Origin of the sequence: Nocardiopsis valliformis DSM 45023 (assembly GCF_000340985.1) — a bacterium.
GTDB classification, from domain to species: domain Bacteria; phylum Actinomycetota; class Actinomycetes; order Streptosporangiales; family Streptosporangiaceae; genus Nocardiopsis; species Nocardiopsis exhalans.
In genome coordinates, this window is the sequence record NZ_ANAZ01000033.1 from 1 (window position 1) to 14824 (window position 14824).

14 protein-coding genes and 2 tRNA genes are annotated in these 14824 nt (G+C 67.2%); 4 read left to right on the top strand and 12 right to left on the bottom strand.

Translation table 11 applies throughout. The annotated features are described in order from the left end of the window. The coding region (locus D457_RS0125345) for an LVIVD repeat-containing protein (protein WP_039831906.1) at positions 1-1095 on the bottom strand (1095 nt) is incomplete at its 3' end. 336 nt (positions 1096-1431) lie between these two features. Here D457_RS0125345 and D457_RS0125350 point away from each other — a divergent pair. Further along, the gene (locus D457_RS0125350; protein WP_017583486.1) at positions 1432-2139 is read left to right on the top strand and encodes a DUF305 domain-containing protein; all 708 of its coding nucleotides are present in this window, start codon (positions 1432-1434) and stop codon (positions 2137-2139) included. Positions 2140-2291: 152 nt separating this feature from the next. On the opposite strand, the gene clpX is transcribed toward D457_RS0125350, so the two are convergent. The 5 genes from clpX to D457_RS0125380 form a co-directional block, all read right to left on the bottom strand. After that, positions 2292-3572 (bottom strand): ATP-dependent Clp protease ATP-binding subunit ClpX, encoded by a 1281-nt coding sequence (gene clpX / locus D457_RS0125355; RefSeq protein WP_017583487.1) that lies wholly within the window; start codon positions 3570-3572, stop codon positions 2292-2294. Between the two features lie 305 nt (positions 3573-3877). Next, positions 3878-4534, bottom strand: a complete 657-nt coding sequence (locus D457_RS0125360; protein WP_017583488.1) for an ATP-dependent Clp protease proteolytic subunit — start codon at positions 4532-4534, stop codon at positions 3878-3880. A gap of 44 nt (positions 4535-4578) precedes the next feature. Next, positions 4579-5196, bottom strand: coding sequence for a ClpP family protease (locus tag D457_RS0125365; RefSeq protein ID WP_083926859.1), 618 nt, complete (start codon positions 5194-5196; stop codon positions 4579-4581). A 322-nt stretch (positions 5197-5518) separates the two neighbouring features. Next, positions 5519-6979, bottom strand: coding sequence for a trigger factor (tig, locus tag D457_RS0125375; protein WP_017583491.1), 1461 nt, complete (start codon positions 6977-6979; stop codon positions 5519-5521). 227 nt (positions 6980-7206) lie between these two features. Then, positions 7207-7281 (bottom strand) — tRNA-Pro (locus tag D457_RS0125380). Positions 7282-7398: 117 nt separating this feature from the next. Here D457_RS0125380 and D457_RS0125385 point away from each other — a divergent pair. Beyond that, positions 7399-7472: transfer RNA gene (locus tag D457_RS0125385), tRNA-Gly, on the top strand. Between the two features lie 109 nt (positions 7473-7581). Here the strand turns inward: D457_RS0125385 and D457_RS37295 are convergent. Beyond that, entirely contained in the window at positions 7582-7725 is a 144-nt protein-coding gene (locus tag D457_RS37295; protein WP_239646219.1) for a hypothetical protein, read from the bottom strand. A gap of 331 nt (positions 7726-8056) precedes the next feature. Between D457_RS37295 and D457_RS0125395 the strand changes: the two genes are divergently transcribed. Continuing rightward, on the top strand, positions 8057-8560 hold the full coding sequence (locus D457_RS0125395) for an adenylyltransferase/cytidyltransferase family protein (RefSeq protein WP_017583493.1): 504 nt from the start codon (positions 8057-8059) through the stop codon (positions 8558-8560). A 173-nt stretch (positions 8561-8733) separates the two neighbouring features. Beyond that, on the top strand, positions 8734-10596 hold the full coding sequence (locus D457_RS0125400; RefSeq protein ID WP_026117021.1) for an ABC transporter ATP-binding protein: 1863 nt from the start codon (positions 8734-8736) through the stop codon (positions 10594-10596). 70 nt (positions 10597-10666) lie between these two features. Here the strand turns inward: D457_RS0125400 and D457_RS0125405 are convergent, their stop codons facing one another. The 5 genes from D457_RS0125405 to mgtE all read right to left on the bottom strand — a co-directional run bounded on the left by D457_RS0125405 (position 10667) and on the right by mgtE (position 14732). Further along, a complete protein-coding gene (locus D457_RS0125405; protein ID WP_017583495.1) occupies positions 10667-11428 on the bottom strand; it encodes an AfsR/SARP family transcriptional regulator in 762 nt (253 codons plus the stop codon). Positions 11429-11501: 73 nt separating this feature from the next. Then, entirely contained in the window at positions 11502-12038 is a 537-nt protein-coding gene (locus D457_RS0125410) for a hypothetical protein (RefSeq protein ID WP_017583496.1), read from the bottom strand. 85 nt (positions 12039-12123) lie between these two features. Then, positions 12124-13005, bottom strand: a complete 882-nt coding sequence (locus D457_RS0125415) for a M23 family metallopeptidase (RefSeq protein WP_017583497.1) — start codon at positions 13003-13005, stop codon at positions 12124-12126. A 42-nt stretch (positions 13006-13047) separates the two neighbouring features. After that, positions 13048-13266 (bottom strand): Rv0909 family putative TA system antitoxin, encoded by a 219-nt coding sequence (locus D457_RS0125420; RefSeq protein ID WP_017583498.1) that lies wholly within the window; start codon positions 13264-13266, stop codon positions 13048-13050. 125 nt (positions 13267-13391) lie between these two features. Next, on the bottom strand, positions 13392-14732 hold the full coding sequence (gene mgtE, locus D457_RS0125425; RefSeq protein WP_017583499.1) for a magnesium transporter: 1341 nt from the start codon (positions 14730-14732) through the stop codon (positions 13392-13394). Between the last annotated feature and the right edge of the window lie 92 nt (positions 14733-14824).

A 14824-nucleotide genomic window follows, 5' to 3' on the forward strand; every position in this document is an offset into this window, starting at 1 on the left:
AATCAGCGAACCATTGTGCGCCACACAGTTCTCAGTTTCGGACTGATGACGCGGCAATTTGTAGTAGCTCCGAAAATGCAGCTCAGGGCTGTTTCCGGAGGTGTCCAGGGAGTAGACGGCGTTGGCTCCCCGCTCGGGGCCGATCTCCTCGTTGCAGGTGGCCGCGCTGCCGCCGCCGAGTTCGTCGGTGAAGATCACGTTCTTCGCGTCGTTGGTGAACGTGGCCGAGTGCCAGAACGCGAAGTTCTCGTCCTGGACGCGTGCCACGACCACCGGGTCGACCGGGTCGGAGATGTCCAGCAGCACGCCGTCGCCCAGACAGGCCGCCGCGGCCAAGCCCTTGGCAGGGTAGGCGGTGATGTCGTGGCAGCCGGTGGTGGTGCGGTGGCCGCCGCCGGGGAACAGGACCGGCTCGCTGACCACCGCCGCTTCGGCGGGGTCGTCGATCGGGATCTCGATGACGGAGATCTTGTCGTGCGGCGGCTGACAGTTCGGGAAGTCCGCCGAGGGCGAGTACGAGGACACGTACACGTAGTCGTGTTCGCCGTCCTTACCGGGCACCAGGGTGTTGGTGTGCGAACCGCAGTCGGTGGCCACCGAAGCGACGTACTGCGGGTTGGCGCGGTCGGAGATGTCGAAGATCCGCAAGCCTTCGAACGCGTTCGGGTCACTGGCCGGGGCGGGCGGCGCACCGCACTCGTCGGTGGCGCGTGGGTAGTCCACGGAGAAGTACAGCAGGTCACCGCTGACAGTGATGTCGCCCTGACCTCCAGGGCACAGAACTGTGGCCACCACGAGGGGGGCGGCCGGGTCGGAGATGTCGTGGACGACGAAGCCGTCGTAGTTGCCGACGATGGCGTGGTCTCCGGTGAAGGCGAGGTCGGAGTTGAACGCCGAACCCAGCACCTGGGGTTTGGGGACGTTGGCCAGGTGCACCACTCCCCCGCTCGTGCTCACCCCGTCGGCGGCACTAGCCCCGGGTACCAACAGGCCCAGCGCCGCCGCCACCGAGGAGACCGTCAGGGTTCCCCGGCCCCGGAGCTCGCGGCGCCGGACCCCACCGAACCGAAGCCCTCGCCCCGTTTTCGAAGCCATACCCCCACCCCCGAAAAACACCCAAAGAAGCCATTTGACTACTTTGGGTTGTATATCTGCCACACGTCACAGAGCCAGACGAAACGCCGAGTACGGGCATCTCACCCCCGAATGCCGTACCTGGGCACCACGCACGTCACATGCGCGTACTCGCAACCCCGTAGGCGTCCGCACACAACACGAAAGCCGCACACGACGGGGCCGACACACACCCGGCACTGGACAAAACACCCACGGAGTGAGTAGAAAACCCGCAGGATGTCGCGTTCATCGAGTCGCGGTCACCCACACCGGCGGGCACCCGTCCCGCCGGCCCCCACCCCTGAAGGAGACCCCGTGCGTCGCCTGGCACTCGCAGCCGGAACCGCCCTCGTGCTGCTCGGAGTCTCGGCCTGTACCGGCGATGACGGCGAGCAGTCCGCCAACGTCATCGCCCCCGGAGCCCCCGGAGAGGCCTCCACCCCCGCCACGGCCGAGCAGATCGCCGCCCTCGCCGAGGAGCAGGGCCACAACGAGGCCGACGTCACCTACCTGGTCAAGATGATCGAGCACCACTCCCAGGCCCTGGAGATGACCGAACTGGTCGAGGACCGCTACGAGCGCGACGGCATCGAGCGCATCGCCGACCGCATCTCCGCCGCGCAGGGTCCCGAGATCTCCGCGATGGAGAGCTGGCTGGAGGAGAACGTCTTCGGCCCGGCCCGGGAGAACCCCGCCCACCAGAACTTCTGCGGGTTGGAGGGCGACGGCAGCCACCACTCCAGCGAGGACGACGTGGTCGAGTGCGACCTCCAGGTCGACCACGAGGACATGGAGGGCATGGTCTCCGACGAGGACATGCAGCGCCTCACCAACGCCGAGGGCGACGACTTCGACCAGCTCTTCGTGGAACTCATGACCTTCCACCACCAGGGCGCGGTCACCATGGCCGAGGAGGTCATGGCGCAGGGCAAGGACCAGACCGTCCTGAAGATGGCCAACGACCTCATCGCCGAGCAGAACACCGAGATCGCCCGCATGGAGAAGGTCCTGGCGGGCGACTAAGGCGTCCATCGGCCACGCTCCGGCCCCGCGTCGTCACCGCGACCGCCCCAGCGGCTCTCAGGGCCGCCCAGACGCGAGAAGGGGCGCCTCCCTCGAAAGGGGGCGCCCCGAATCCCACTGGTGCCTGCGGCGGCCTCTCAGGGCCGCGGCGCTCAGGCCGACTTCTCCTGGGGGTCGTCGTCCGCCTTCAGCTGGGCCCGCGGCACGATCGTCGGGTTCACGTGCTGCTCGACCGCCTCACGGGTGATGATCACCTGGCCGACGTCCTCCCGGCTGGGCACCTCGTACATCACCGAGAGCAGGACCTCCTCGATGATGGCGCGCAGACCGCGGGCGCCGGTCCCCCGGATGATGCCCTGCTCCGCGATGGCCTCCAAGGCGTCCTGGGTGAACTCCAGCTCCACGTTGTCCAGCTCGAACAGCCGCTGGTACTGCTTGACCAGGGCGTTGCGCGGCTCGGTGAGGATCTGGATCAGCGCGGCCTTGTCCAGGTTGTGCACGCTGGTGATCACCGGCAGACGGCCGATGAACTCCGGGATCATCCCGAACTTGAGCAGGTCCTCCGGCATGACCTCACCGAACAGCGCGGTCCCGGCCATCTCGCTCTTGGGCCGCAGCACGGCGTTGAAGCCCATGCCCTGCTGCCCGGTGCGGGACTCGATGATCTTCTCCAGACCCGCGAAGGCGCCACCGCAGATGAACAGCACGTTGGTGGTGTCGATCTGGATGAACTCCTGGTGCGGGTGCTTGCGTCCGCCCTGCGGGGGCACGCTCGCGGTGGTGCCCTCCAGGATCTTCAGCAGCGCCTGCTGCACACCCTCGCCGGACACGTCGCGCGTGATCGACGGGTTCTCGCTCTTGCGGGCGACCTTGTCGACCTCGTCGATGTAGATGATGCCGGTCTCGGCCTTCTTGACGTCGTAGTCAGCGGCCTGGATCAGCTTCAGGAGGATGTTCTCGACGTCCTCGCCCACGTACCCCGCCTCGGTCAGCGCCGTGGCGTCCGCGATGGCGAAGGGAACGTTCAGGATCTTCGCCAGGGTCTGCGCCAGCAGGGTCTTGCCCGAACCGGTCGGACCCAGCAGAAGGATGTTGGACTTGGCGATCTCGACGTCCTCGCCACCGGGACGCTCGGTCTCCGAACGCACTCTCTTGTAGTGGTTGTACACCGCCACGGAGAGGGCCTTCTTCGCCTGCTCCTGCCCGATCACGTAGGAATCGAGAAAGTCGAAGATCTCCCGGGGCTTGGGGAGGGAATCCCACGTGAGCTCAGTGGCGTCAGCGAGTTCCTCTTCGATGATCTCGTTGCACAGATCGATGCACTCATCGCAGATGTACACGCCGGGGCCAGCGATGAGCTTCTTCACCTGCTTTTGGCTCTTACCGCAGAATGAGCACTTCAGCAGGTCCCCGCCGTCGCCGATGCGTGCCACCCAGCCACTCCTCAAAACTAAGGCCGCCCCGTTCCCGGCCTGCCCGGCACCGAACGGACGGAAGACGCGCTTCCGTGTATCCGTTCACGACCTGGCCAGCCACGAACGGGGCGATCTGTGTGTCGCTCTCCGCCAGACTAAGCGAAAAACCGGACCGGCTTCACCACCGGGCTGCCCCAGGCGGGTCAGAAACCGGCCCGGCAGGTACTTCTAGCAACCTGATTCCTCTTGCCGGGAACGTTCTCACGAACATCTGAAGCGAACGTGGGAACGCTTCCCAGCGAGGAACGCCAGCCGCCGGTGCCCTACTTCAGGGAAGCCTTGCGGTAAGGCAGCACGAAGTCGATGAGACCGTACTCGACGGCCTCCTCCGCGGTGAGGATCTTGTCCCGCTCGATGTCCTTCGAGACCTGCTCCTGGGAGCGACCCGTGTGCTTGGCCAGAGTGGTCTCCAGCTGCGTACGGATACGGGTGATCTCGTTGGCCTGGATCTCGATGTCACTGGCCTGACCGTGCATACCCTCGGTCGCGGGCTGGTGGATCATCATCCGGGCGTTGGGCAGGGCACCACGCTTGCCCTTGGTGCCGCCCGCCAGCAGGATCGCGGCGGCCGACGCGGCCTGTCCGATGCACACCGTCTGGATGTCGGGGCGTACGAACTGCATGGTGTCGTAGATCGCCATGAGGGAGGTGAAGGAACCGCCCGGCGAGTTGATGTACATCTGGATGTCCCGCTCGGAGTCGAGCTGCTCAAGCGTGATGAGCTGGGCCATCAGGTCGTTGGCCGAAGTGTCGTCGATCTGGACGCCGACGAAGATGATCCGCTCTTCGAAGAGCTTGTTGTACGGATTCATCTCCTTGACGCCGTACGACGTACGCTCCACGTAGGACGGCAGGACGTAGCGGCTCTGGGGAGCCATCGAGGCCGCGCCGCCGATGAGACTGGGGTTGAACTCGGTCATTTCACGCCTTCCACGCACTGCGCCGATTCATGGACTGGGCCAGGTCAGCTGGTCACGTCGAGGGTGCCCTCGAGCACCTCGTCGATAAAGCCGTAATCCTTGGCCTCCTGAGCCGTGAACCAGCGGTCCCGGTCGGCGTCCTTCTCGATCTGCTCGACCGACTGCCCGGTGTGCTCGGAGATCTTCTGGATGAACATCTTCTTCACGTACATCAGCTGGTCAGCCAGAATCCGGATGTCGGAGGCGGTGCCCCCGATGCCACCGGAGGGCTGATGCATCATGACGCGGGTGTGCGGCAGCGCGTAACGCTTGCCGGGAGCACCGGCGCACAGGAGCATCTGGCCCATCGACGCGGCCATACCGATACCCACGGTGCGCACGTCGTTGGGGATGTACTGCATGACGTCGTAGATCGCCATGCCCGCCGTGACGGATCCGCCAGGCGAGTTGATGTACATGGTGATGTCCCGCTGACGGTCCTCAGCGGACAGCAGCAGGAGTTCACCAACCAGGCGGTTGGCGATGTCATCGTCGACCTGCTGGCCGAGGAATACGATTCGCTGGCGCAACAGGCGCTGAGGCGTCTGCTCAATAAAAGGGGAAAGCTGCGGATCCGACGTACGAGCGTCGAATCGCGTGGACTCATCAAAGGTCGGCGGCACTCTCGTCACCTGCTCCGGAATCGAAACGGTTGCGATACAGCGACACTAACGCTGACAGACGCCAGGCTCGTCCGGATACCGCCCCTGTTCGCTTTGAGCGCAGGGTGCGACCCGCCGGGAACACGTCCTTTACCCTCTCAGCGAACACAGGCTCCACCAGTGAACACGGCCCAGCAGCGGATTGCGGCGGATTCACGACAAGGCCGCGGTGGCCGCGGCCGCGGGGAAACGCGAACGGGCCCTGATCGACCCGGTGAAACGGATCGGTCAGGGCCCGTGAGAGCTCCGCTAGCGCCCCTCAAGGCACTGAGCGGCCTCCGAACTACTTGGAGTCGGCCTTGTCGGCGTCCTCGTCGTCCTTCTTGTCCTCGGCGACCTCAGCGGTCTCCTCGGCCTTGTCAGCCTCGGCGACCTCGGCGGAGGCAGCGGCGGCGGCCTTGACGGCCTCGGCCAGCGCGTCCTCGTCAGAAGCCTCGACGATGTCCTGCTCGACGGCGTTGCCGTCCTCGTCGGTCACCTTGGCACCGGCCAGGACCAGGTCCATGGCCTTGCCGCGGACGACCTCGGTGAAGGCGACGCGGATCTGGTTCGACTCGACCAGGTGCTGGGCCAGCTGGTCCGGGCTCACGCCCATGCGCTGGGCCTGCTCGAACACGTACTGGCTGAGCTCACCCTGGTCGGCGCTCAGGTCCTCCTGGAGGGCCAGCTGGTCGAGGATGAAACCAGCCTTGACCGCAGAGTTGGCGCCGGTCTTCAGCTCCTCCTCGAACTCCTCCTCGGTCTTCTCCTGCGACTCGAGGTAGGCCTCCTTGGTCAGACCGCTCTGGGCGAGCTGCTGTTCAAGGCTCTGGCGACGGCGGGTGATCTCCTCGTCGACGACCGCGTCGGGCAGCGGGATCTCGACGGACTCGATCAGCTTCTCCAGCGCCTTGTCACGGGCGGCGGACAGCTGCTGCATCCGACGGACGTCGGCCATGCGCTTGCGCACGTCCTCACGCAGCTCGTCGATGGTGTCGAACTCCGAGGCCAGCTGGGCGAACTCGTCGTCCAGCTCGGGCAGCTCCTTGACCTTCACCGAGTGCACGGTGACGGTGACGTCCGCCTCCTTGCCCTCGTGCTCACCACCGACGAGGGTGGTCTTGAAGGTGGCCTCGCCACCGGACTCCATGCCGCGCAGGGTCTCGTCGAGGCCCTCGAGCATGGTGTTGGTGCCGACCTCGTAGGAGTAGCCGCTCACGGCGACGTCCTCGAGCTTCTCACCGTCGATGGCCGCGGCCAGGTCGATGGAGAGGTGGTCACCGTCCTCGACGGGACGGTCGGCGCCAACAAGGGTGGAGAAGCGCTCGCGCAGGGTGCCGATCTGCTCGTCGACCTGCTCGTCGGTGACGGTCGCGTTGTCGACGGTCACCTCGATGCCCTTGTAGTCCTTCACCTCGAACTTGGGTCGGATGTCGACCTCGGCGGTGAAGGCGAGCTCGTCGTTGTCCTCCAGCTTGGTGACCTCCACGTCGGGCTGGCCGAGCGCGAAGATCTCCTCCTTCTGGATGGCTTCGTTGTAGAGCTCCGGAACGGCGTGGTTGACCGCTTCGCTGATCACCGCGCCGCGGCCGACGTAGCGGTCGATCAACCGCGCCGGCGCCTTGCCCGGGCGGAAGCCCTTGATCCGAACCTGCTTCGCGAGCGACTTGTAGGTCACGTCGAAAGCGTGCTCGAGCTCCTCGAAGGGCACCTCGATGGTCAGCTTGACCCGGGTCGGGCTGAGCTCCTCGACATCGGTCTTCACGGGGCGGTACTCCTAGGTTTGCCGGCTGGTGTCCGCGTCGGCCCGCAGGCGCACCACACAAACGGCGAATGCACGCGCGCACCCCGGTCAGTGAGGACCACGTTCTACTGGGGTGCCCTGCGACGGGCTGGGACTTACAGTTTCCTGCTGATCGCACCAAGTCTAGGGCAGATACGCAGGGGGCCACGGCGCACGGCCCGAAGGCCGAACCACCATGGATGGTTTCGTCGGGGTGGCGGGATTCGAACCCGCGGCCTCATGCTCCCAAAGCATGCGCGCTAACCAAGCTGCGCTACACCCCGTTGCCGGACGTGGACACACTTTCCCGCAGTCGGGTGTGCGACCAACCCCCCGGAGACTGTACTCTTGTCTCCGTCGGCTCAACGAGTCTAGAGGAAACTCAAGGGCTCCGATGCCACGCGGGCGTAGTTCAATGGTAGAACCCCAGCCTTCCAAGCTGGTCATGCGAGTTCGATTCTCGTCGCCCGCTCCACTCGAAGCGAGTCGTGTGTGCTCCGCACACCGGCTCGTTTCGCCGTTTCACCAGGGGGACGACCCCCTGACCCCTGCTCGTCATGCCCAGGATCCAGGAGGCCGAGGCCCTAGATCCGCTCCGCGACGGATACCCGGAAATGGAACTCGGTCGTGGCACCGACCACGTTGACCAGATACGAGTCCTCCGAGTTCCGGAAGACCTGGCGATCCCGCTCCGACCACGGATGGTTCGGTGTGAAAGTCCTCGTCATGACCAGCGCCGCACTCCTGGCCTCCTCACGGTCGGCGTGATCGCCCCGGACTGTTCCCACACCCCAGCGCGCTCTGTCCGTAGTTCACGCTCTCCTCGACAATGACCACCCAGGCCATGTACGCCCCTTTTCTTCGCCTGTGTCCCGCGGGGTGGGATTCACCTCGAGGCAAACCGGTTCTCAGTGACACAACACACAGTCAGAACATCGTTCGGTTCTGCCGCCCCAAGAGGCGGAATACCCGGCTCCAACGGATACGTTGACCTTTCGGGCGGACCCGTCAGCGCAACCGGACGCGGGCGCCCCTCGGGTTCGGCGAAACGGGAGCCAGATGACGGACACAGAAGGCACGGACGAGATGGCCACACCGCTCAGCGCGCTCTGGTTCCAACGACCGGAGGCACTGGAGCGGCCGGTCGTGGTCACCGGTGTCTTCGACGTCCTGCACGTCGGGCACGTGCGCTTCCTGCGATCTATCGCCGAACGCGGACTGCCGCTGGTCGTAGGCATCGAGTCCGACGAACGGGTACGGGCCTGGAAGGGCCCCGGACGCCCGGTCAACCCCGCCGAGGAGCGGGCCGAGACCATCGCGGCCCTGTCCTGTGTGACCGGCTCCTTCGTCATCGAGGGACCGCCAACGGTCGCCGACTGGGCGGCCTACGCCGAGCTGCTGCGGCCGCTCGCGCCTGCGGCCCTGGCCTTCACCGCCGGCGACCGCTACACGCAGGCCAAGATCCGCGGCGCGGACGCCCTCGGCGCACAGGCCTGGGAACTCCCCTTCACCGCGGGTCGGTCCACAACCGCCGCGCTCGGCCGCCTCGCACACTCCCTCTAGCCATCGGATATCGACCACCAGCCACGGTCCTCGACCAATCCTCGGAGCCACCGGCGTCGAATACCCAATCCCAGAGCCTTGCAGCAGAACCGTAGACGCGCACGGGAAGCTGCGCCGACGCTCCGGTGTTGAGGCTTGGATGGCGACGTGGTGAACGAAAGACGAGGCTGCCGATGATGTCAGGGAGGCCCTCCTACAGGGCATTGGTCAACGACGGAAGCGCGCGGGGGCAGGAGCTTCCCCCGGGGATCACCAGGCGCATCCTGTCCTACGCGACACCGCACTGGCGATCCATCCTGCTCTTCCTCGCGGTGACCTCGGTGGGCGCTGCCGTCGTCGTGGCCAACCCGCTCCTGCTGCGGGCCATCATCGACCAGGGCATCATTCCGGGGAACACCTCGCTGGTGGTCTGGCTGGCGGTCGCCGCGGCCGGTCTGGCGCTCCTGGAGGGCGTCATCACCCTGACCGGGCGGTGGCTGTCCTCCCGGATCGGTGAGGGTGTGATCTACCTCCTGCGCACCCAGGTGTTCACGCACGTACAGCGGATGCCGATCTCCTTCTTCACCCGAACCCAGACGGGTTCGCTGATCAGCCGCCTGAACACGGACGTGGTCGGCGCCCAGCGGGCCATCACCTCGGTGCTGCAGTCGGTGGTGTCCAATCTGATCAGCGTGGTCGCGGTGGTCATCACGATGCTGGCCCTGTCCTGGCAGGTGACCCTGCTGGCGTTGGCGCTGGTGCCGCTGTTCATCGTCCCCGCGAAGCTGCTGGGCCGCAAGCTGGCCAACATCTCCCGCGACGCCATGGACAACAACGCCGCGATGAGCTCCCTGATGACCGAGCGGTTCAACGTCGGCGGGGCCATGCTGGTCAAGCTGTACGGGCGCCCGGACGAGGAGTCCCGCGGCTTCTCCGGCATCGCGGCGCGCGTGCGCGACCTGGGGGTCCGCCAGTCCGTGATCGGCGGTCTGCTGTTCACGATGCTGGCCACCATCACGGCGCTGGCGATGGCGATGGTCTACGGCGTGGGCGGTGTGCTCGCGGTGGACGGCGCGTTCGAGGTGGGCACACTGGTCGCCCTCACCACGCTGCTGGCGCGGCTGTACGGGCCGATCACCACGCTGTCCAACGTGCACGTGGAGATCATGACCGCGCTGGTCTCCTTCGACCGGGTCTTCGAGGTGCTGGACCTGGAACCGCAGATCAAGGAGAGCCCGGACGCGAAGCCGCTGCCCAGGGGGCCCCTGAGCGTGGAGTTCGACCGGGTGTCCTTCCGCTACCCGGGCACTTCGGAGACCTCGGTGGCGTCGCTGGAGCTGACCCCGCAGTCGGAGATCATCGAGGACACCCAGGTACTGAGCGAGGTGTCCTTCCGCGCCGAACCCGGCCAGATGGTGGCCCTTGTGGGTCCCTCGGGGGCGGGCAAGTCCACCCTCACCCACTTGGTGTCGCGGCTGTACGACCCCTCCGAGGGCTCGGTCCGGATCGGTGGACTGGACCTACGGGAGGCCACCGGAGACTCACTGCGCGAGGCCGTGGGCGTAGTGACCCAGGACGCGCAGCTCTTCCACGACACCGTGGGCGCCAACCTGCGTTACGCAAAGCCGGAAGCGACCGACGAGGAGTTGGAAGAGGCTCTGCGGATGGCGCGCCTGGGCCCGCTCCTGGCGCAGCTCCCGAACGGCCTGGACACGATGGTCGGCGACCGCGGATACCGCCTCTCCGGCGGTGAGAAGCAGCGTCTGGCCATCGCCCGGCTGCTGCTGAAGGCCCCGTCGATCGTGGTCCTGGACGAGGCCACCGCACACCTGGACTCCGGATCCGAGGCCGCGGTACAGGAAGCACTGGCCGTCGCTCTGGAGGGGCGGACCTCGTTGGTGATCGCGCACCGGCTGGCTACCGTCCGCGAGGCGGACCAGATCCTGGTGCTGGAGGACGGCCGCATCCTGGAGCGCGGCACACACGAACAACTGTTGGAGGCGGGCGGCCTGTACACCGCTCTCTACCGCACCCAGTTCGCGCCCCAGTCCCGGTAGCCAGCCGCGGCAATCGCTCGCATCAACCGAACCGGGGGTGCCGTATCCACCCACAGCCCGGAGAGCGCTCTCAGAAACCGGGTGAAGAGCCTTTCTCTCCACCCAGCAGTCGCTGGTGGAGCGCTCGCATGCTCTTGCCCGGCACGGTGCCGAGCTGGGCGGCGAGCAGCCTCCGGTACTCCTCATGCGCAGTCAGCGCCTCGCCTCTGCGGCCGTCCGCGGCCAGGGCGGCGACGAGGAGTTCGCGCAGGCGTTCACGCAGCGGGTGGTCGGCGATGAGCTCCCCGAGCTCGGCCAGGTGGTCTATGCGTTCCGTGGCATCCGAGGAGCCCAGCTCCGCGGCGATGAGGTCCTCTCGGACACCCAGGCGGATCCGTTCCAGACGGGTGACGGCGGGGACCGCGAAGGGCAGGTGGGCGGTGTCGGCGAGCGGTGCGCCCCGCCACAATGACAGCGCCTCCTGCAGCCGCTGTGCGGCGTCCTCGGGGTGCCCGTCCCGCAGGGCTCCCCGCCCCTGGATCGCCAGGCGCTCGAAGCGGACCGCGTCGACCGCCTCGGGTGGGAGCGCGAGCCGGTAGCCCTCGGGTTCGGAGCGCAGCGCGTGGGGTTCGGGGAGTGTGCGGCGCAGCCGGGTGGCCAGGGAGTGCAGGGCCGTGTCGGGGTGTGCCGGTCCGTCCTCCGGCCAGAGGGCCTCGCTCAGGGCGGTCGGTGAAACCACTCCCCCCACCCCCAGAGCCAGGCGAGTGAGCAGGACACGCAGCCGGGCGCCGCCGATCCCCGTCTCCTGACCGTCGGCGACGACCCGCAACGGGCCGAGCACACCGATGCGCATCGGTCCATTGTCCCGCCTGCCGTCCTCGGACCACAAGCGGTCATGGTGGAGCGCTCTCCGGAGGCCTTCCGTCCTAGCTCTTCCCGGACTTGCCCTTCCTGCCCTTACCCGCGTCCTTGCCCTTGTCGGATTTGTTCTTCCCCGGGGCCTCAGGCGGAGCGGTCTGGGAGCGGAGCGCCTCGGTCTCCTTCTTCCTGGCCTTCTTCCGCGCCTTCTTCTCCTTCTTGGCCTGCTTGGCCGATTTCTCCTTGGCCTTCTTGCGTTCCTTCTTTGCGGCCTTGGACTGCTTGGGTTTCTTGTTCTTCTTCGGCTTCTTGGCGTCCTTGGAGGTCACGTGTTCCTCCAGTACAGCCGGGAGCGGCACGATGCCGGGTCCGCCGTCGAAGATCCAGTCGTCCACGGCGTCCAGGAGCTTGTCCTCGGTCATCTGGCCGAGCCAGACGGGGCGGCCTCCGGCGGCCCGCCCCTCCTGGGAGGGCTGGACCACGACGACGTTGGCCTGGAAGCAGATACCCAGGCATTTACTCGTACGGACCGGGACACGGCGGGCGGAGTGGTCGTCGATGGCGCTGAGGCGGGCGAGCTGGGCCTTGTGGTCGACCCCGGGCACCTTCTTCTTGGTCCCGCAGCAACAGCCCCTACAGACCGTGAGCCTGCAGGGCGCACCATCGATCGCGTTCACCGCACCCCGCCTCTCATGAGGTTCGCCTTACCTGACTGTCAGGGTAATCTCCCGCCGAACCGGCCTGACCAGAGGGAACACCGTAGTGGTCGGTGACCTCCACCGGACGCCAGGTCTCGGGCAACCCTTCGGCCTCCGGGGACCCGACGTTCCAGCCGCTCGCCCAGACCATGGGCAGACCGGCGGCGAAGAGCGGGTGACGCAGATCCATCAGCTGTATCCGGACCTGCGGCTCGGTGCAGGCCCCCGAATTCCCGCACTGGGCGATCCGCTGGCCGAGTGCCACCCGGTCTCCGGGGGCGACCGTGATCGAGCCCCGGCGCAGATGGCCCAGGAGCACGTGGGCGCCGCCGATGTCGATGATGACGTGGTTGCCCAACAACCCGGACGGGCCGCGCAGTTCGCGCAGGGTGTTCTCCAGGACGCTACCGAAGAGCCAGGGCCAGGAGTTTCGGCTGCGGTGGTCCCGCTGTCGGTCGTGTACGCGGACCACCGTGCCTTCCGCTGGGGCGTGCACCGGGGCACCGAAGGCCGGGAAGTCCTGCGGAGGGCGGCTGAGCGGGCGCCAGGCGATGTCCGGGCGGGTGCCGTCCTCGGTGACCAGTCCGAGCGCGTAGGTCTGCCCGTAGGCGTGCGTGCCCTGGCTGGGGACGTTGTCCACGGGGCTGGTCAGTGCCATCCAGCGGCCGCGGACCGGCGGCGCCAGGACACGCGGGGCGCAGCGCGGGGTCCCCAGGCGCAGGTTCACGGCCAGAGCCACCACCAGCAGGGTCACGCCGACCCACCAGGAGAGACCGAGGTAACCGGCCAGCAGGGCGGTCATCGCCAGCCACATCAGGGGCATGCGGATCCTGGCCAGAACGACGGGGAGGGGGCGCGGAGCGGGTGAAGGCATCCCCCATTGTGGACCCGCCCACCCGCTCCCCGCCCCGGGACACTAGCCCTTGTCCTTGTCCTGGCCCTTCTTGTTCTCCTGCGCGCGCTTGCGCAGGTAGTCGGTCGCAGCCCCGGCTCCCTTGTCGATCTTGTCGTCGTGGGCGCCGCCAGTAGCCTTCTTGGCGGCGTCTGCCGCCTTCCCGACAACCCCCTCGGCCTTGTCAGCGTGATCGTTGACGGCCTTCTTGAGCCGATCGAACGTGTCTCCGGTATCAGACATAGACCCCCCTCGGCCTCTTACTTGCCCGGGACGTGACCAGTACTAACGGCGCCGGTCACCTTCGTCGGAACGGCCCCGGCCCCGCTCGGAGCCAGCCCGGCCCTCATCTGGCTTCCGCCCTACGGTCACAGGCCCAGGACCATGCGGGCTACGGAGAAGTAGATGAGCAGACCGGTCGCGTCCACCAGCGTCGCGACCATCGGGGAGGAGACCACCGCCGGGTCCACGCCCACCTTGCGGGCGAGCAGGGGCATCGCGGAACCGATGATCGCCGCCCAGGTACAGATGGCGATCACCGACAGGGAGACCACCACCGCGATGTCGAACCCGACCAGCAGGGTGCCGATGGCCAACGCGACCCCGGCGAGCGCCACTCCCAGCAGGAGGCCGACCCGGCTCTCCTTCCAGAGCACCGAGGGCAGGTCCCGCACCCGTACCTCACCGACGGCGAGCGCGCGCACGATCGCCGTAGCCGACTGGGCGCCGACGTTACCGCCGGTGCCGATCAGCATCGGGACGAACATCGCCAGCGCGGTGACCTCCTCCAAGGTCGCCTCGTAGACCTGCATGACGTTGACGGTCAGGGTCGCGGCCACGATGAGCAGCAACAGCCACACCACACGTGCGCCGACCAGGCGCAGCACCCCGACGGACACGTAGTGGTCGTCGATGGGGCTGGCACCGGACTGGCGGGCCATGTCCTCGGAGTCGGCCGCCTCGATGACTTCCAGGGCGTCGTCGAAGGTGAACAGGCCGACGAAACGGTCCTCGGAGTCCACGACCGGCAGGGAGACCAGGTTGGCCTCCTGGATGAGTCGGGCGGCGTCCTCGACCGGTTCGCTGACCCCCACCCGGGGGGCGAATACGTCCACCAGATCTTTGAGGACGCGGTCGTCGTCGCTGACCACGAGGTCGCTCAGGGTGATGGTACCGACCAGGCGGCGGCCGTCGCTGACCACCGGCAGGGTGTAGATCGTCTCGGCGTCGGCTCCTTTGGCACGCACCACTTCCAGGGCGCGGCCGACCGTGAGGTCCAGGTGCAGGATGACGGTCTCCGGTGTCATGTACCGGCCGACCGAGTCCTCCGGATACCCCAGGAGCGCGGCGGTCATCTTGCGTTCGGCGGGGCTCAGCCCGGCCAGGGCCCGGGTGGCGATCTTGGCCGGGGCCTCCCCGATGAGGCGGGCCCGGTCGTCCGGGTCCATCTCCTCCAGGATGTCGTGGAAGTCGGTGCCGCGCAGCCCGAGCAGGATGGCCTGTTGTTGGCCGGGATCGAGCTCCTCGAAGACCTCCAGCTCGCGGTCCTTGTCCAGGAGCCGGAAGGGGATGATCGCGTCGCGACCGGGCATGCGGGCGAGTTCGTCCGCGATCTCGTGGGGCCTGTGTTCGGCCAACCAGAGCCTGATCCCGGTCAGGTCGTTGTTCTCGACCAGATCTGTGAGTTCTTCAGCGCGCTCGCCGTCCATGCGAAGCACCCCCTTGCGTCTCCATCGCCCGGCGGGCACGCCCGCGGGGCCGCGAAATCTGGGAAGTCCGGGTCCTTTCGGCAGGACCTGGT